Genomic DNA, 16239 nt, shown 5'->3' with positions numbered 1-16239 from the left:
TGGCTAGCGAGCGTACGAAGGCGATGAAGATGACCGGTCAGCGGACACACACCATCGACCGGGGGGTGGCGGAAGGACGTGAACTCAGGAGGCTGCTGGAGACAGGGCCGTTCGCGGACGCCCTCAGGGCGGCGATCAGGGCGAGGGGCCTCGGCCTCGATCGGATCCGGTACCGGCTGAGAGGGCGGGGGTGCTCGGTCAGCCTCGCGACGCTGAGCCACTGGCAGTCCGGCCGCTGCCGTCCCGAGCGGCCGGAATCCCTGCTGGTGCTGAAGAATCTCGAGGACATCCTCGGGGTGCCGGAGCGGTCCCTGTCGCGGCTTTTGGGACCGCCGCGCGGACGGGCGGCCCGGTGTACGGTGCCCGGCGAGGGCCTCGTGATGCAGCGAAGCCGGGAGACGGGAACTTAGAGGAGTAAGGGTGCGGGCGGTCGTCTTCGAGGAGTTCGGGGTACTGCCCGAGGTACGCGAGGTGCCGGATCCGGCCACGCCGCCGGGCGGGGTGGTGATCGCCGTCGAGGCGACCGGAGTGTGCCGAAGCGACTGGCACTCCTGGCAGGGTCACGACACGTCGGTGAAGCTTCCGCACGTCGCCGGGCACGAACTCGCCGGCCGGATCGCGTCGCTCGGCGAGGGCGTCCGCGGCTGGTCGGTCGGCGACCGGGTGACGGTGCCGTTCGTGTGCGCCTGCGGCACCTGCGCGCAGTGCGCGGCCGGCGACCAGCAGATCTGTGACCGCGAGTTCCAGCCGGGCGCGACCCACTGGGGCTCGTTCGCCGACTACGTCGCCATCGAAAACGCCGAGGTCAACCTCGTGGCGCTGCCGGACTCGCTGGCTTGCGCCGAGGCGGCGGCGCTGGGCTGCCGCTTCGGGACGGCGTTCCGGGCGGTGCTGCGCCAAGGCGGGGTCCGGCCCGGCCAGTGGGTGGCGGTCCACGGCTGTGGCGGCGTCGGCGTGTCGGCGATCCTGCTGGCCGTCGCGGCCGGTGCTTCGGTGGTCGCCGTCGACCCGTCTCCGCAGGCCAGGGCGCTGGCTGTGCGAATGGGGGCTTCTGCGGCTGTCGATCCGTCCGCGTTCGACGGGCACGAAGCGGTCGCCGCGCGTGTCCGGGACCTGACCGGCGGCGGCGCGCACGTCTCCCTCGACTGTCTCGGCTCGCCGACCACCTGCGCGGCCTCGGTCGGCAGCCTCCGGAAGCGCGGTCGTCACGTCCAGGCCGGGCTGATGCCGCCCGCGCAGGGCATCGCGCCGATCCCGATGCACCGCGTGATCGGCGGGGAACTGGAGATCGTCGGCATCCACGGGCTCCAAGCGCACGAGTACCCCGAGATGCTGCGGGTGGTGGAGACCGCCGGAATCGATCTCGAAGGCATGATCGGCACCAGGGTCGGCCTCGACGACGTCCCCGCGGTGCTCGCGGAGATGAACGACCCGGTGCCGGCCAAGGCCGGGGTCACCGTGGTCGAACTCGCTCTGTGACCGGGTGAACGCACTACGGTCAACCGGCCGATCGGAGTAGTCCGAAAGGTGGCTTCCGACGCCGGTTTGTGGCACCTTCTCCGGCCGTGACAGTCATGGATGCCCCGTCTCGGCCGCGTTTCGTCCAGCGTGTGCTGCGCCGGTTCGCCGAGGCGGGCGTGATGGCGCGGGGCCACCGGCTCATCGGCGCGCGGCCTGGCAAACTCGACACGTGGACGCGCTGATCCCTCGCCCGCGTACCGAGGTCGCGCCCGGTGCCGTGCACGTTCCCGGCTGGCTCGATCTCGACGAGCAACGCCGGCTGGTCGAAGCCTGCCGAGGCTGGCGCGGTTACCGGCGGACACGGCTGCCGAACGGCGGCGTCATGTCGGTGCGGACGGTATGCCTCGGCTGGCACTGGCACCCGTACCGGTACTCGAAGGTGACCGACGACGGCTCCCCGGTGCTGCCGTTCCCTTCATGGCTGGGCGATCTCGGGCGGCGGGCGGTTTCCTCCGCTTATGGTCCGTCGTCGTACGAGCCGGACATCGCGCTGGTGAACTTCTACGACTCCGCCGCGAAAATGGGGCTGCATCAAGACAAGGACGAGGCCTCGCTCGAGCCCGTCGTGTCGCTGAGCCTGGGGGACGCCTGCGTCTTCCGGTTCGGGAACACGGTCGACCGCGGGCGGCCGTACACGGATGTGGACCTTCGGTCGGGAGACCTGTTCGTGTTCGGCGGCGAGTCGCGGCTGGCTTTCCACGGGGTGCCTCGCGTCTTGCCGGGAACCGCGGACCCGGAGCTGGGGTTGGTGGGGCGGTTGAACATCACTTTGCGGGTTTCGGGCTTGTGAGTGGTTATTGAGGGGTAAGGCAAAGGTGGCGTCAGTTCGGGGTGTGTGGGAATAGGGACGTTGAATGTCCCTATTCCCACACCCCTTCCGGCACAGGTGTTCACAGGACCTGTCACGCTGGACTGTGTGGATTTCGGGACATCTGACGTCCCGAAATCCACACAGTGAGGATGCGCGGGTGGCGGTTTCGCGTGAACGGCCGGACGACATGCGTGATCCGGCGGACGACTCGCGGCGGGCCATGGGTTTGGAGGGGGCCGAGTTGCGAAAGCCACTTTCGCAACGTTGAGGGTTGCGAAAGTGGCTTTCGCAACCCTCCGGAGGAGGCAGCACCACTCACGAGAGCCGGAAGCGCACCCGTTGCCCCGGCCGCACTTGCGCGGCCTGGTCCAGATCCGCTTCGTCCACCACCGCGATCACCGGATAGCCGCCGGTCACCGGGTGATCGGCCAGGAACAGGATCGGCTGCCCGGAAGGAGGAACCTGCAACGCGCCCGGCACGGCGGCCTCGGGCGGCAACTCGCCGCCTCGCGCACGCGACAGCACGGGCCCCTCCAGCCGCACGCCCACGCGATCGACGTCGGCGGTGGCGACGTAGCCGGAAGAGACCAAAGTGGACAGTGAGTCGGCAGTGAACCACGAAGCCCGAGGGCCGGCGGTGACTCGCAAGACGGGCTCAACCGCGAGGGGGGCGCGAGGTGCCAGGTCGACAGCGGGGTGGGTCGACACCTGCTCTCCCACCGGCAAGGTCATCCCGGCCGAAAGCGCGGGTGGGCCGAGCTTCCCGAGGGTGTCGGTCGCCCGCGCGCCCAGTACCGGAGGGACGTCGATGCCGCCGCGCACGGCGACATAGCAACGCAAACCTTGAGAAGCCATCCCGAGAACGAGTTCGTCGCCGGGGCCGACCGGGATCGGGGAGTCCGGGCCGAAAGCCCGCCCGCCCGCGGTGATCGAGCAGGGCGCGCCCGTGACGGCGACGGTCGCCCGAGCCGAGAACCGGAGGACGAGGCCGCCCAGGACGCACTCCAGAGCCGCGTGGCTCTCGGGGTTTCCGACCAGCCGGTTCGCCAGCCGCAGCGAACCGCGGTCGGCGGCACCGGACCGGCCGACGCCGATCGCGGCCAGTCCTGGTCGCCCGAGATCCTGCACGGTGGTGAAGACCCCGGGGTGGATCACTTCGATCTTCGCGGTCATGAAGTGAACCGGATCCGCGTGCCCGGTGCCAGCAGGTTCGGCGGCTCCCGCTCGACGTCCCACACCGGCAGCGAGGTCCGCCCGATCAGCTGCCAGCCGCCGGGCGAGGCGTTCGGGTACACCGCCGTGTACTCGCCCGCGATCGCGACCGAACCGGCGGGAACGCGGGTGCGCGGGCTCGTCCGGCGCGGCAGGTGCAGTGCGGGGTCGAGTCCGGTCAGGTAGGCGAAACCCGGTGCGAAGCCGCAGAAGGCGGAGACGTAGGTCCCGTCCTCGTGCCGCCGGACGACCGCCTCGGCCGACAGGCCGGCGGCGGCCGCGACGTCGGCCAGGTCCGGGCCGTCGTAGCGCACCGGCACGACGATCTCGGCGGCTTCGCGTGGTTTGACGTCCACTGTGGACCGATCGAGGACATCGCCGGCGAGCCGGTCGTGATGGGTCCGGCCAGGGTCGAACCGGATGAGCAGGGTCCGCGCGGCGGGGACCAGTTCGAGGACGCCGTCCGGCGGGTCCTGCTCCAGTGACGCGTGCAGCCCGAGCACCTCCGACGGATCGTCGAAGTCGACCATGGCCGCACGCGCCCCATAGGGCAGCACTCGCATCACGCGGCCTCGAGGAACGATCCGATGTGGACACCGGAAGCGTCGAGCCCCGCGCGGATCCGTCGCGCCAGTTCGACGGCGCCGGGTGTGTCGCCGTGCACGCACAGCGAATGTGGTTGAAGCGCCAGTTCGGTCCCGTCGATGGCGACGACCTTGCCGGTGGTCGCCATCGCGACCGCCCGCTCGGCCACCTCGTCGGCGTCGTGGAGTACGGCGCCCGCGAGTTTCCGGGAGACCAGAAGGCCTTCCGGCGTGTACGCGCGGTCCGCGAACGCCTCGGCGTACGCGGGGAACCCGGCTTTTTCCGCCTGCTTGGCCATTTCCGACCCCGGTGGGCACAGCAACGCGAGCCCGGGGTGGAACCGCCGGATCCCCTCGACGACCGCGGCGGCCTGCTCGGGATCCACCGCGGCGGTGTTGTACAACGCTCCGTGCGGTTTGACGTACCGGACCCGCGTACCCGCCGCGCGGGCGAACGAGTCCAGCGCGCCGATCTGGTAGAGCACGTCGTCGGCCAGGTCGGCGGGGGCGACGTCCATCGCCCGCCGGCCGAATCCGGCCAGATCGCGGTAGGCGACGTGGGCGCCGATCACGACGCCCCGTTCCGCCGCGCGTTCGCAGACGCGCCGCATCACCGACGGGTCGCCGGCGTGGAAGCCGCAGGCGACGTTCGCGCTGGTGACGATGTCGAGCATGGCGTCGTCGTCGCCCATTTTCCAGGCGCCGAAGCCCTCGCCGAGGTCGCTGTTGAGGTCGATACGGCTGAGATCCATCAGGCCACCCTGAACTCACTGTCGAGTTTGTCGGTCACGAACATGTAGCCCGGCGCGTGCGTGATCGCGAACGGCGGCCGCGAGGCCATCAGTGCCGCCTGCGGGGTCACGCCGCACGCCCAGAACACCGGCACGTCACCGGGTTCCGCGTCGACCGGATCGCCGAAATCCGGCTTGCCGAGATCGGCGATGCCGAGCGCGGTGGGGTCGCCGACGTGCACCGGGGCACCGTGCACGGCCGGCATCCCGCGGGTGATGCGCATGGCGTCGTCGACGCGGTCTTCGGGGATCTGCCGCATCGAGACCACCATCGGCCCGTGCAGGCGTCCGGCGGGTACGCACTCGCGGTTCGTCACGTACATCGCCACGTTGCGGCCCTGGTCGATGTGCCGCAGCGGGATGCCCTCGGCGGCCAGCGCCGATTCGAAGGTGAAACTGCAGCCGATCGAAAACGCGACCATGTCGCTGCGCCACAACCCGCTCGTGTCCGCGAGCTCGCCGGCCAGCGCGCCGTTCTGCCAGACGCGGTAGCGCGGCAGGTCGGTGCGCAGATCCGCGCCGGGCGCCAGCCGCGTCGACGGGTCGCCTGGATCGCTGACGTCGAGCACCGGACAGGGCTGCGGGTTCCGCTGGCAGAACAGCAGGACGTCGTAGGCCCAGTCCTCGGGGACGGCGATCAGGTTGGTCTGGGTGAACCCGGTGGACCAGCCGGTGGTCGGGCGGGCGGTGCCCGCGCGGAACAGGGCGCGGGCCTCGCCGGGGGACAACGTCGCCGGTTCGTCGAAGGTGGTCATCGCGGTGCCTCCTCTTCCGATTGTGGTCACAGAAGTTCGCGGCCGCGAGTCTCGGGCAGGCCGAGCAGCGCCAGTGCGGCGATTCCGTAGCCGACCGCGCCGAACACCATCGCGCCGCCCGCGCCGAGGAAACCGACCACGGCGGGGAAGGTGGCGCCGATGGCCCGGCCGAGGTTGTAGGTGAAGCCCTGTCCGGTCCCGCGTAGCGCCGACGGGTACAGCTCGGCGAGGAAGGCGCCGAACCCGCTGAAGATCGCGGACATCGAGAACCCGAGCGGGAAGCCGAGGAACAGCACGAGCGTGTTCGCGCCCGGGGGGATCTGCGTGTAGGCGACGATGAGACCCGCCGACAGCACCGAGAACAGCAGGAATGTCTTCTTCCGGCCCAAGATATCCGTGAGATAGCCGCCGGTGACGTACCCGATGAACGCGCCGGAGATCAGGAACGCGAGGTAACCGCCGGTCCCGATGACGGTGAGGCCGCGGGTGGTCTTCAGGTAGCTCGGCAGCCAGGTCGCGAGCGTGTAGTAGCCGCCCTGGACACCGGTGGCGAGCAGTGCTGCGAAGAACGTCGTGCGCAGCAGATCCGGCTTGAAGATGCCCGCCAGCGAACCGCGTTCCTTCTTCGTGGCGCGGGCGGCTTCCGCGACGGGAGCGTCCTGGACGTTGCGCCGGACCCAAAGCACCAGCAGCGCGGGGATGACGCCGGTCCAGAACATCACGCGCCAGGCGATGTCCGGGCTGAACAGGCTGAAGACGACGGTGTAGACGACGACCGAGAGCGCCCAGCCGACAGCCCACGCACTCTGCACGAAGGCGACCGTGCGGCCGCGATACTTCGCCTGCGAGTACTCCGCCACCAGCGCGGCGCCGGCGGCCCACTCGCCGCCGAAGCCAAGACCCTGCAGCGCGCGGAAGATCAGGAGCGTCTCGAAGTTCGGCGCGAATCCGCAGAGCACGGTGAAGATCGTGTACATCGCGATGGTGATCTGAAGGGTGCGTACGCGGCCGATGCGGTCGGCCAGGATGCCCGCGCCGATGCCGCCGATCGCCGAAACCACCAGCGTCGTGGTGCCGAGCAGGCCCGCTTCGCCGCCGGAGAGGCCGTAATAGGCGGTGATCGCGGCCAGACCCAGCGGCAGGGTCTGGTAGTCGAACGAGTCGAGCCCATATCCGCCGAACGCGCCGACGAAGGCCCGGCGGCCTCGCGAACCGAGCGTGCGGAACCAGGCGAAGGGGCGAGTGTCTTCGGTAGTGGCTGTCGCGTTCATTGGCACCTCCAGAGGTGACTTTTCATGGTGGCACGGGTCACACGAGTAGCCACTTTAGGGATTGTTCAACAATTCCACAAGAGGATCCTTGGCTGAGACTCTTGTGCCTAGGTAGGATCGGTCACGTGACGATCGCGGAGGGTGGTCCTGCCTCGGTAGAAGGACTTGAGGCTGATCGCGGCATGATCAGCCGCACCAGCACGGCCGAACGGGTCGCGGGTGTCCTTCGCACGCGTATCGCGGAGGGGTTCTTCCTGCCCGGCGTCCGGCTGTCGGAACACGACATCGGCTCGGCGCTCGGCGTCTCCCGCAACACGCTGCGCGAGGCATTCCGGCTGCTCACGCACGAACGGCTGTTGACCCACGAGCTCAATCGCGGTGTCTTCGTGCGGGTGCTGCCCGTCGAGGACGTCGTCGACCTCTACAAGGTGCGCAAGGTCGTCGAGTGCTCGGCGGTGCGCGCGGTGACGGAGAAGCCCGCGACGTTCGCGAAGCTCGCGCGCCTGGTCGAGGACGGCAAGCTGGCCGAGCGGAGTGAGCGCTGGCAGGACCTCGGCACCGCGAACATCCGGTTCCATTCGGCGATCGCGGAACTCAGCGGCAGCGAACGGATCGACGAGCTGATGCGCGGCATCCTGGCCGAGTTGCGGCTGGTGTTCCACATGATGGCCGACCCGCGGCGCTTCCATGAGCCGTACCTCAAGCGCAACGCGGAGATCCTCGAGCGCATCGAAGCCGGCGACGGCCTCGGCGCGGAAAAGCTGCTCGCGCAGTACCTCACCGACGCCGAAAACCAGCTCGTCGAGGCCTACGCCGAACGCTCCCAGACGCAACCCGGCACCTGATTGCGATAGTCGGCAAGGCGAACTATCGCAATCAGGTGCCGAATTGCGGGGGTTTCGGTGACGTCTAGGGAGTCGTCCACTTCTGGTTCGCGCCGCCGCCGCAGGTCCAGATCTGGAGTCTCGTCCCGTTCGCGGAGCTGTTGCCGGTGGCGTCCAGGCATTTGTTCGCCTGCGGGTTCACGATGTCGCGCGCGCCGCTGATCGCCCATTTCTGCGCGCCGGATCCGTTGCAGTCCCACAGTTGCACGGCCGTACCGTCGGCGGTGCCCCCACCGGAGACGTCCATGCACTTGCCGAGCGCGCGGATCGTGCCGTCGCCGCCGATGGTCCAGTTCTGCGCGGCGTTGCCGTTGCAGTCGGTGATCTGGACCGGCGTCCCGTTGGCGGTGTTCGCGCCCGCGACGTCGACGCATTTGCCGCCGATCCCGGTGATCCGGCCGCTCCTCCCGGCCGTGTCGCTGGAATTGACGTGCACGTAGTCGACGACGAGACGCTGCGGGAAGACCGTGCTGGAGTTCGGGTCACCCGGCCAGTAACCGCCGACCGCGAGGTTCAGGATCAGGTAGAAGGGGTGGTCGAAGACCCAGCGGTTGCCGTTGAGGTCGGCGGGGGTGCGGGTCTGGTAGAGGTTGCCGTCCACGTACCACTTGATCTGGTTCGGCGCCCAGTCGACGGCATAGGTGTGGAAGTCGTCGGAGAAGTTCGGGCCGTTGTAGGCCGCGCCGATACCGCCCGCGCCGGAGTAACCGGGGCCGTGGAGGGTGCCGTGCACCGTGTTCGGCTCGAAGCCGACGTTCTCCATGATGTCGATCTCGCCGCTGTTGGGCCAGCCGACGTTGCCGATGTCGGCGCCGAGCATCCAGAACGCGGGCCACATCCCCTGGCCGCGCGGCAGTTTCATCCGCGCTTCGAACCGGCCGTAGGTCTGGGTGAACTGGCCCTGCGTGGACAGTCGCGCGGAGGTGTACTCGCAGCGCCCGTACCAGCAGTTGTAGTTGCCGGGGTTCTCCTTCTTCGCGGTGATGACGAGGTTGCCCTGGCCGTCGAGCGCCGCGTTGTTCGTCCCGGACGTGTACCACTGCCGTTCGTGGTTGTTGACGTTGTCGCCGGTTTCGAAATGCCACTTCGAGGTGTCGATACCCGCGCCGGCGGGCCCGTTGAAGTCGTCGGTGAAGGTCGCGGCCGTGACCGCGGCCTCGGCGACCGGGGCTTGGGCCGTTGCCGGGAGTGAGCCGAGGAGGACGCCGGCGGCGAGGAGTGCCGTCCAGCGGAAACGAGCTGAGATGGACATCGTTGTCGCCTCTCTGACCGTGGGGGACCCGAGGAGAAGGCATCCGGCAGAACTACTTTGTTGTGCCTGACAACAAAGTATGCATGGTCTCTACCACTGCGACAAGATGTATTTTTCGAGCTCGAATTAAGGTCAGGCGGCCGTGCCCCGCTTCGACCCGGCCGTCCGCGGGTCCGCGCCCTGGTCGAGGAGGGCGGCGACCGGGAGGGTGGCGGCTCCTATGGCGACGGCGTCCGGGCCGAGCTGTCCGAGTTCGATCTCGGTCTGGTCGAACACGTGCGCCAGCGCGTGCTCACCCGCCACACGCCGGATCTCGGGCAGGTACTGCTCGCCGAGCGCCAGCCCTGCCCAGCCACCGAGCACGATCCGCTCCGGGTTGAACAGGTTGATCAGATTGCCGATGCCCGCGCCGAGGTAGCCCGCCGTCTCCTCCAGCACCTTGGCCGCGGCCTTGGACTTGCCCGCGGACTCCAGCAGGGCGGCGAACCGCGTCTGCTCGTCCTCACCCGAGGTCGCTTTTCCGCCGCGCGCCTTGCGATAACGGGCGAGAACGCCCTCCGCGCCGACGTAGGACTCCAGGCAGCCGCGCGATCCGCAGCGGCATTCCTGTCCGCCGTAGACGATCGTCGTATGGCCCCATTCGCCCGCGCTGCTGGTGGAGCCCCGGTACGTGGTGCCGTCGGTGACCACGGCCGCGCCGACCCCGGACCCGATCAGGACGATCACCGCGTGCCGGGCGCCGCGACCGGCGCCGAACCACATTTCGCCCTGGCCCTGGGTTTTCGCGCCGTTGTCGATGAACAGCGGCAGCTCGACACCCTCCGCGCGCAGGAGGTCGGTGAGCGGGACCTCTTTCCAGCCGATGGTGGGCGCGTGCACACGCAGCGCCTCACCCTGTTCGACGGTGCCGGGGACGCCGACACCGACACCGAGCACGGTCGCCTCGTCGATCCCCGATTCCGTGATCACCTCGCGAAGTCCGGACGCCACCTGGGTGACGGCCGCCGCCGCGTCCGGCCGGGGCGAGGCGAGCGGATGCTCGACGGTCGCGAGCCGGTTCATGGTGAGGTCGAACAGTTCGACCTTCACCCCGGTCTCACCGATGTCGACGCCCGCGACATGGCCGTACGCCGGGTCGACGCGGAGCAGCACACGCGGCCTGCCGCCGTCGGACTCGACAAGCCCGGCTTCGGTGATGAGGCGTTCTTCGCCGAGTTCGGCGGTCACGTTGCTGACGGTCGCGGCGCTCAAACCGGTCAGACCGCTCAATTCGTGGCGGCTGAGCGGGCCGTCGAAGTAGAGTTTCGACAGCAGGAGGGAACGGTTGTGCCGCCGCAGGTCACGGACGGTGGTGCGCTTGGCAGGCATGCGGATACCCATCTTATGGCGGCGGACCTTTCCAGGATGCCCCACGACCTTAGCCTCCGCCATGTATCAACTGGTGAAATAAGGGGGGAAGAGGGCCATGACGGGGGAGAAAGAGCTCATCGGCACCTTGCCGCCCGACTTCCGGTGGGGTGTCGGGAGTTCCGCGTACCAGGTGGAAGGCGCGGTCTCCGAAGACGGAAGAACACCGTCCATCTGGGACACCTACGCCCGGTACCCGTGGTCCGTCGACAACGGTGACACCGGCGAGGTCGCCTGCGATCACTACCACCGGATGCCCGCCGACGTCGCGCTGCTCAAGGAACTCGGCGTCGACACCTACCGGTTCTCCGTGTCCTGGCCTCGTGTGCAGCCGCGCGGGCGCGGTGGCGTGAACCCGGCGGGCATCGCCTTCTACGATCGGCTGGTCGATGAACTCCTCAACAACGGCATCGACCCCTGGCTGACGCTGTACCACTGGGATCTGCCGCAGCACCTCGAAGACGCGGGCGGCTGGCCCGCGCGCGACACCGCCGTCCGGTTCGCCGACTACGCGATGCTCGTCTTCGAGCGGCTGAGCGACCGGGTCCGCCACTGGACCACGCTGAGCGAGCCGTGGTGCACGGCCATGCACGGTTACGTCCATGGGGTGATGGCGCCCGGCCGCCGGGACGCGAAGGCGGGGATGGCGGCGGCGCATCACCTGCTGCTCGGCCACGGTCTCGCCGTGCGGCGGATGCGGGAACTCGCCTCGCCCGGGACGAAGTTCGGCATCACGCTCAACCTGAGCACCGCCGATCCGGCCACCCCCAGCGAGGCCGATCGCGAGGCCGCCCGGTTCGAGGACGGCCTCGGGACGAGGTTCTACCTCGACGCGCTCGTGCACGGCCGGTACCCGGAAGACGTCCTCGAGGCCCTAGCCCGGCAGGGCATCCGCCTGCCGTCCGAGCCGTGGGACCCGTCGATCATCGCGGCACCGCTCGATTTCCTCGGCGTCGACTACTACTTCGGGACGCGGTACTCCGGGGTGGAGGAGAACGGGAAAGCGGTGGAGCACTTCGGGATGCCCTCGTTCCGCAAGGTGCCGTCCGGGGCGCCGTCGACGGTACTCGGCTGGGAGATCCTGCCGCACAAACTCACCGAACTGCTCGTCCGGATCGGCCGCGACCATCCCGGTCTGCCGCTTTACGTCACCGAAAACGGTGCGGCGTTCACCGACGTCCCCGACGAGACCGGATTCGTCCGCGACGAAGACCGCGCCGCGTACCTTTCCGCGCACATCGCCGCCACGGCCGCCGCGCGGCAGGCGGGCGCGGACGTCCGCGGTTACTTCGCCTGGTCCTTTTTGGACGGTTTCGAATGGGCGTACGGCTACGCGAAACGGCTCGGCCTGGTGCGGGTCGACCGCGAGACGCAGGCGCGGACGATCAAGCAGAGCGGGCTGGCGTACCGCGACATCGTCGAGCGGGTGCGCGGCGGACGGCGGTAGGGTCTGCCCCACCCTTGATCCGGCGGTCCGCTCCCTGTTTTCCGATAGCCCCGCGTCCTAGGTTCGGCAGCGAAAGTTGGCCGCCGGTAAAAGGAAACGTGGGGGACAGTGATGACCGTCAGGCTCGAGCAACGTGACCAGCACGGGACGGTGCCACGGAAATCGTGGTGGCGAAGGCCTTGGGTCGGGCCGTTGGCCGTCGTCGTCGTGGTGTTCCTGGCCTTTTCGATGCCGCCGTATCTGGCGATGGACCCGTCGCTGTCACGGGTCCCGCAGCCGGCCGGGTTCACCTCGCACTACTGGTTCCTCGCGGCGCACGTGCTGTTCGGCTCGATCGCGATGGTCGGGGCGCTGCTTCAGATCTGGCCGTGGTTCCGGGCGAAATACCCGGCGGTGCACCGGAAGATCGGCCGGGTGTACGTCTTCGCCGGGGTGCTCCCGGCCGGGCTGCTGGCGCTGACCGTCGGCGCGATGAGCCCGTTCGGCCCGGTGACGCGGGTGGCCAACGTGCTGGCCGGGGTGCTGTGGCTGGCGTGCACGTTCGCCGGCTGGCACGCGGCACGGCAGCGCCGGTTCGGCGATCACCGCCGCTGGATGATCCGCAGCTTCGCGCTGACCATGTCGATCATCGTCAGCCGTCTGGTCGGCCCGGTCGCGGTGATCGTGCTGCAACCGCAGCTGGAGACCACGTTCGGCGGCAGCGAACTCGCCTTGACCCAGTCGGTCGCCGGGATCACGGCCTGGCTGAGCCCGACGCTGGTCGTGATCGCCACGCAGTGGTACCTCGATCGCCGCCCGGCTAAGAAGAAGTCAGCGATCGCGCGATGATCGTCCGCTGCACTTCGGACGCGCCTTCGTAGATCCGCGGCGCGCGGACCTCGCGGTAGAGGTGTTCGAGCAGATGACCTCGCCGCAGCGCCCGCGCGCCGTGGATCTGCACCGCGGAGTCGACGACGTACTGCGCGGTCTCGGTGGCGAACAGTTTCGCCATCGCGGCGCGGCCGGCGAGGTTCCGCTCGCCCGCGTCGTAGGCGGCGGCCGCGGCGTAGACCAGCAGACGCGAGGCCTCGGTGCGGGTCGCCATTTCGGCGAGGGTGTGCGCCACGGTCTGCTGCTTGAGCAACGGCCCGCCGAACGCGACCCGGGTCTGCGCGTGGACGACGGCGGCGTCGAGCGCGGCCCGCGCCATCCCGACGGCGAACGCGCCGACACTCGGCCGGAACAGGTCCAGCGTCCGCATGGCCACGCCGAAACCGCGGTCCTGCTCGCCGAGCAGCTCGTCCCGTTCCACGCGGACGCCGTCGAAGGCCAGGGTGCCGATGGGATGCGGGCTGACGAGGTCGAGGCGCTCACCCGACAGCCCGGCGCGGTCGGCCGGGACGACGAACGCGGACACGCCGCGCGAGCCCGCTTCCGGTGTGGTGCGGGCGAAAACGCTGTAGAAATCGGCCTCGGGGGCGTTGGAGATCCACATCTTCTCGCCGGTGAGACGCCAGCCGTCGCCGTCGGGTTCGGCGGCGAGTTCCAGTGCCGCCGCGTCCGAACCCGCGTTCGGTTCGGTGAGCGCGAAAGCGGCGACCGCGTCACCCGCGGCCACGGCGGGAACCCACTTCGCGACCTGCGAGTCCTGCCCGGACTGCAGCACGGGATACGTACCCAAACCCTGCAACGCCAACGCGGTCTCGGCTTCGGTGCTCTGGCTCGCGAGCGATTCCCGCAGGATGCACAGATCCGTCGCGGCGGCTTCCCGGCTCGGGCTGCCGCCATCGACGCCGGGGAACAGCCGGGAAAGCAGGCCGAGCGCGCCCATTTCCTTGAGCAGCGGCCGGTTCACCGCGCCTTCGGTGCCGGATTCGGCCAGCGGGCGGAGTTTCTCGGCGCCCAGCCGCCGGACCTCGTCGGCGAAGGTCTGCTGTTCGGGGCTCAATGCGAAGGCTGTCATCGATCGCTCCCAGGTCGCCAGCGGGCGTGTGCGGTGCCGGGTTCGCCCGAACGCAACAGCTCCAGCCGTGGTTTCGGCCCGTCGGTGCGGCCGCCCTGCGGTCTCCGGCTGCCCGCCGCGAACTGCTTCGGCCACGGCATCGGATAGCCCTGTTCCGCGGCGGCGTGCAACGTCCATTGTGGATCGTAAAGATGCGTCCTGCCGAGCGCGCACAGATCCGCGCGGCCCGCCAGGATCAGCGAGTTGACGTCGTCGTAGGAGGAGATCGCGCCGACGGCGATCACCGCGATCCCGTACTCGCGCCCGATCTCGTTGCGGATCCGGTCCGCGTACGGCGTCTGGTAACTGCGGCCGTACTCGGGTTTCTCCTCGCTGACGACCTGACCGGTCGAAACGTCGATGCCGTCGGCCCCGTGTTCGGCGAACACACGGGCGATCTCGACGGCGTCGTCGACGTCGATCCCGCCGTCGTACCAGTCGGTCGCGGAGATGCGGACCGTCATCGGCCGCTCCGCGGGCCAGGCCGCGCGGACGGCGTCGAAGACTTCGAGCGGGAAACGCAGCCTGTTCTCCAGTGAGCCACCATATTCGTCGGTCCGCCGGTTGGTCAGCGGCGACAGGAACGACGACAGGAGATAGCCGTGCGCGCAATGGAGTTCGAGGAGGTCGAAACCGGCGCGCGCGGCGGCACCGGCGGAGTGCGCGAACTGGTCGCGGATCTCTTGTAGCTCAGGGATCGAGAGCTCGCGCGGGGTCTGATTCACGTCGCTGTACGGGATCGCGGACGGGCCGCAGATCTCCCAGTTGCCCTCGGGCAGCGGCTGGTCGATGCCGTCCCACATCAGTTTCGTGGAGCCCTTGCGCCCGGAGTGGCCGAGCTGGACGCCGATCCGCGCGGGGGTGTGGCCGTGGACGAAGTCGGTGACCCGTCTCCACGCCTGTTCTTGTTCTTCGGTGTAGAGGCCGCCGCAGCCCGGGGTGATGCGGCCGGTTTCGGAGACGCAGACCATCTCGGTCATCACCAGCCCGGCACCGCCGAGCGCCTTGCTTCCCAGATGTACCAAGTGGAAATCGGTCAGGACGCCGTCTTCGGAGGAGTACATGTCCATCGGCGAGACGACGACGCGGTTCGGCAGGTCGAGGTTCCCGATCCGGAACGGCTGGAACATCGGCGGCCGGACGTCGGAGTCCAAAGTAGACGCGAACCAGGTATCCAACTCGGCGGCGAACTCGGGATCGCGCAGCCGGAGGTTGTCGTAGGTGACGCGGCGGCTGCGGGTGAGGATGTTGAACGCGAACTGCGCCGGATCCTGATGGGTGTACTGGCCCATGTTCTCGAACCACTCCAGGCTCGCCTGCGCGGCGCGCTGGGTCGAGGTGACGACCGGCCTTCGTTCCGCCTCGTAGGCTTCGAGTGCACTGTCCATATCGGACTGCTCGTGCAGGCAGGCGGCGAGCGCGAGCGCGTCCTCCATGGCGAGCTTCGTGCCGGAGCCGATGGAAAAGTGCGCCGTATGCGCGGCGTCGCCGAGCAGGACGACGTTCTCGTGCCGCCAGCTCGCGCAGCGCACGGTGGCGAACGCGGTCCACTTCGAGTTGTTGGCGAACACTTGATGGCCGCCGAGGACGTCCGCGCACAGTTCGCGGATGACCTCGATGGACTTCTCGTCGCTTTCGCCCGGTGCCAGGGCGGTCGCGGCGATCTCGCCGAACGCGCGCTGCCAGACGTCCTCGTGCAGTTCGAGGATGAACGTGCTCGCGGTGTCGCTGTACGGGTAGCCGTGGATCTGCATGATCCCGTGCGGGGTTTCGAGGACGTGGAACTTGAAGGCGTCGAACACGAGATCCGTGCCGAGCCAGATGTACTTGCAGCGCCTGGTCTGGAGGCTCGGCCGGAAGCTGTCGGCGAGGGCGTTGCGGGTCGGGGAGTTGACGCCGTCCGCCGCGACGACGAGGTCGTATTCGGCGCTCGCCTCGGCCGCGCTCGGCGCCTCGGTGCGGAAACGGACGTCCACGCCGAGTTCCGCGCAGCGTTCCTGGAGGATGCCGAGCAGCCGTTTGCGGCTCATCGCGGCGAACCCGTGCCCGCCGGAGGTGTGCACCGTGCCGCGGAAGTGGACGTCGATGTCGTCCCAGCGCGCGAACTCGCGCCGCATGGCGGCGTGGATCACCGGATCGGCATGCTCGATCCCACCGAGTGTCTCGTCGGAGAACACCACCCCGAACCCGAAGGTGTCGTCGGGCGCGTTGCGCTCCCAGACGGTGATCTCGTGATCGGGATGGAGCTGTTTCGCCAGCGTGGCGAAGTAGAGCCCCGCCGGGCCGCCGCCTAACACCGCGATACGCACGTCGCTCAGGATAT

Annotated in this window: 16 protein-coding genes; 7 read left to right on the top strand and 9 right to left on the bottom strand. The window is 69.2% G+C overall.

Features of this window, described 5'->3' with window-relative positions:
- Positions 1-23: 23 nt before the first annotated feature.
- From DL991_RS38825 to DL991_RS38815, 4 genes are all read left to right on the top strand, one after another.
- The gene (locus DL991_RS38825) at positions 24-410 is read left to right on the top strand and encodes a transcriptional regulator (RefSeq protein ID WP_125789377.1); all 387 of its coding nucleotides are present in this window, start codon (positions 24-26) and stop codon (positions 408-410) included.
- Positions 411-420: 10 nt separating this feature from the next.
- A complete protein-coding gene (locus DL991_RS38820; RefSeq protein ID WP_125789327.1) occupies positions 421-1479 on the top strand; it encodes a zinc-dependent alcohol dehydrogenase family protein in 1059 nt (352 codons plus the stop codon).
- Between the two features lie 86 nt (positions 1480-1565).
- On the top strand, positions 1566-1703 hold the full coding sequence (locus DL991_RS43135) for a hypothetical protein (protein WP_199746737.1): 138 nt from the start codon (positions 1566-1568) through the stop codon (positions 1701-1703).
- A complete protein-coding gene (locus DL991_RS38815; RefSeq protein WP_125789326.1) occupies positions 1691-2311 on the top strand; it encodes an alpha-ketoglutarate-dependent dioxygenase AlkB in 621 nt (206 codons plus the stop codon). The genes DL991_RS43135 and DL991_RS38815 overlap by 13 nt, the downstream gene beginning before the upstream one ends.
- 336 nt (positions 2312-2647) lie before the next feature.
- On the opposite strand, the gene DL991_RS38810 is transcribed toward DL991_RS38815, so the two are convergent.
- Genes DL991_RS38810 through DL991_RS38790 form a run of 5 tightly spaced genes read right to left on the bottom strand, consistent with a single transcriptional unit; the run spans position 2648 to position 6945 of the window.
- Positions 2648-3505: a biotin-dependent carboxyltransferase family protein gene (locus DL991_RS38810; RefSeq protein WP_125789325.1), complete on the bottom strand. Its 858-nt coding sequence runs from the start codon at positions 3503-3505 to the stop codon at positions 2648-2650.
- On the bottom strand, positions 3502-4107 hold the full coding sequence (locus tag DL991_RS38805; RefSeq protein ID WP_125789324.1) for an allophanate hydrolase subunit 1: 606 nt from the start codon (positions 4105-4107) through the stop codon (positions 3502-3504). The genes DL991_RS38810 and DL991_RS38805 overlap by 4 nt, the downstream gene beginning before the upstream one ends.
- On the bottom strand, positions 4107-4865 hold the full coding sequence (locus tag DL991_RS38800) for a LamB/YcsF family protein (RefSeq protein ID WP_125789376.1): 759 nt from the start codon (positions 4863-4865) through the stop codon (positions 4107-4109). Before DL991_RS38800 ends, DL991_RS38805 begins: the two co-directional genes overlap by 1 nt.
- A gap of 14 nt (positions 4866-4879) precedes the next feature.
- Entirely contained in the window at positions 4880-5674 is a 795-nt protein-coding gene (locus DL991_RS38795) for a putative hydro-lyase (protein ID WP_125789323.1), read from the bottom strand.
- 26 nt (positions 5675-5700) lie between these two features.
- The gene (locus tag DL991_RS38790; protein WP_125789322.1) at positions 5701-6945 is read right to left on the bottom strand and encodes an MFS transporter; all 1245 of its coding nucleotides are present in this window, start codon (positions 6943-6945) and stop codon (positions 5701-5703) included.
- Between the two features lie 182 nt (positions 6946-7127).
- Here DL991_RS38790 and DL991_RS38785 point away from each other — a divergent pair, with 182 nt between their 5' ends.
- A complete protein-coding gene (locus tag DL991_RS38785; RefSeq protein WP_125789375.1) occupies positions 7128-7790 on the top strand; it encodes a GntR family transcriptional regulator in 663 nt (220 codons plus the stop codon).
- Between the two features lie 64 nt (positions 7791-7854).
- Here the strand turns inward: DL991_RS38785 and DL991_RS38780 are convergent, their stop codons facing one another.
- On the bottom strand, positions 7855-9081 hold the full coding sequence (locus DL991_RS38780; RefSeq protein ID WP_125789321.1) for a glycoside hydrolase family 16 protein: 1227 nt from the start codon (positions 9079-9081) through the stop codon (positions 7855-7857).
- A gap of 132 nt (positions 9082-9213) precedes the next feature.
- Complete coding sequence (locus tag DL991_RS38775; RefSeq protein WP_199754243.1) at positions 9214-10461, bottom strand: ROK family protein; 1248 nt, start codon at positions 10459-10461, stop codon at positions 9214-9216.
- A gap of 85 nt (positions 10462-10546) precedes the next feature.
- Here DL991_RS38775 and DL991_RS38770 point away from each other — a divergent pair, with 85 nt between their 5' ends.
- On the top strand, positions 10547-11935 hold the full coding sequence (locus tag DL991_RS38770; RefSeq protein ID WP_125789319.1) for a GH1 family beta-glucosidase: 1389 nt from the start codon (positions 10547-10549) through the stop codon (positions 11933-11935).
- A gap of 111 nt (positions 11936-12046) precedes the next feature.
- Positions 12047-12763 (top strand): DUF2306 domain-containing protein, encoded by a 717-nt coding sequence (locus DL991_RS38765; protein ID WP_125789318.1) that lies wholly within the window; start codon positions 12047-12049, stop codon positions 12761-12763.
- Here the strand turns inward: DL991_RS38765 and DL991_RS38760 are convergent.
- Together DL991_RS38760 and DL991_RS38755 are read right to left on the bottom strand one after the other, a co-directional pair.
- Positions 12735-13877, bottom strand: a complete 1143-nt coding sequence (locus DL991_RS38760; protein WP_125789317.1) for an acyl-CoA dehydrogenase family protein — start codon at positions 13875-13877, stop codon at positions 12735-12737. The two genes, DL991_RS38765 and DL991_RS38760, sit on opposite strands and share 29 nt — an antisense overlap.
- A complete protein-coding gene (locus tag DL991_RS38755; protein WP_125789316.1) occupies positions 13874-16225 on the bottom strand; it encodes a bifunctional salicylyl-CoA 5-hydroxylase/oxidoreductase in 2352 nt (783 codons plus the stop codon). Before DL991_RS38755 ends, DL991_RS38760 begins: the two co-directional genes overlap by 4 nt.
- Positions 16226-16239 lie beyond the last annotated feature (14 nt).

Source organism: Amycolatopsis sp. WAC 01375, assembly GCF_003947325.1.
In the GTDB taxonomy this organism is placed as follows: Bacteria; Actinomycetota; Actinomycetes; order Mycobacteriales; family Pseudonocardiaceae; genus Amycolatopsis.
Note: the sequence above shows the minus strand (reverse complement) of the source record. Positions and strands in the feature narration are given on the sequence as shown.

Coding starts and splice junctions, on each gene's coding strand:
- DL991_RS38790 (WP_125789322.1), bottom strand. CDS start 6,945: ATGAACGCGACAGCCACTACCGAAGACACTCGCCCCTTCGCCTGGTTC.
- DL991_RS38765 (WP_125789318.1), top strand. CDS start 12,047: ATGACCGTCAGGCTCGAGCAACGTGACCAGCACGGGACGGTGCCACGG.
- DL991_RS38775 (WP_199754243.1), bottom strand. CDS start 10,461: ATGGGTATCCGCATGCCTGCCAAGCGCACCACCGTCCGTGACCTGCGG.
- DL991_RS38785 (WP_125789375.1), top strand. CDS start 7,128: ATGATCAGCCGCACCAGCACGGCCGAACGGGTCGCGGGTGTCCTTCGC.
- DL991_RS38780 (WP_125789321.1), bottom strand. CDS start 9,081: ATGTCCATCTCAGCTCGTTTCCGCTGGACGGCACTCCTCGCCGCCGGC.
- DL991_RS38770 (WP_125789319.1), top strand. CDS start 10,547: ATGACGGGGGAGAAAGAGCTCATCGGCACCTTGCCGCCCGACTTCCGG.
- DL991_RS38805 (WP_125789324.1), bottom strand. CDS start 4,107: ATGCGAGTGCTGCCCTATGGGGCGCGTGCGGCCATGGTCGACTTCGAC.
- DL991_RS38795 (WP_125789323.1), bottom strand. CDS start 5,674: ATGACCACCTTCGACGAACCGGCGACGTTGTCCCCCGGCGAGGCCCGC.
- DL991_RS38760 (WP_125789317.1), bottom strand. CDS start 13,877: ATGACAGCCTTCGCATTGAGCCCCGAACAGCAGACCTTCGCCGACGAG.
- DL991_RS38825 (WP_125789377.1), top strand. CDS start 24: ATGAAGATGACCGGTCAGCGGACACACACCATCGACCGGGGGGTGGCG.
- DL991_RS38810 (WP_125789325.1), bottom strand. CDS start 3,505: ATGACCGCGAAGATCGAAGTGATCCACCCCGGGGTCTTCACCACCGTG.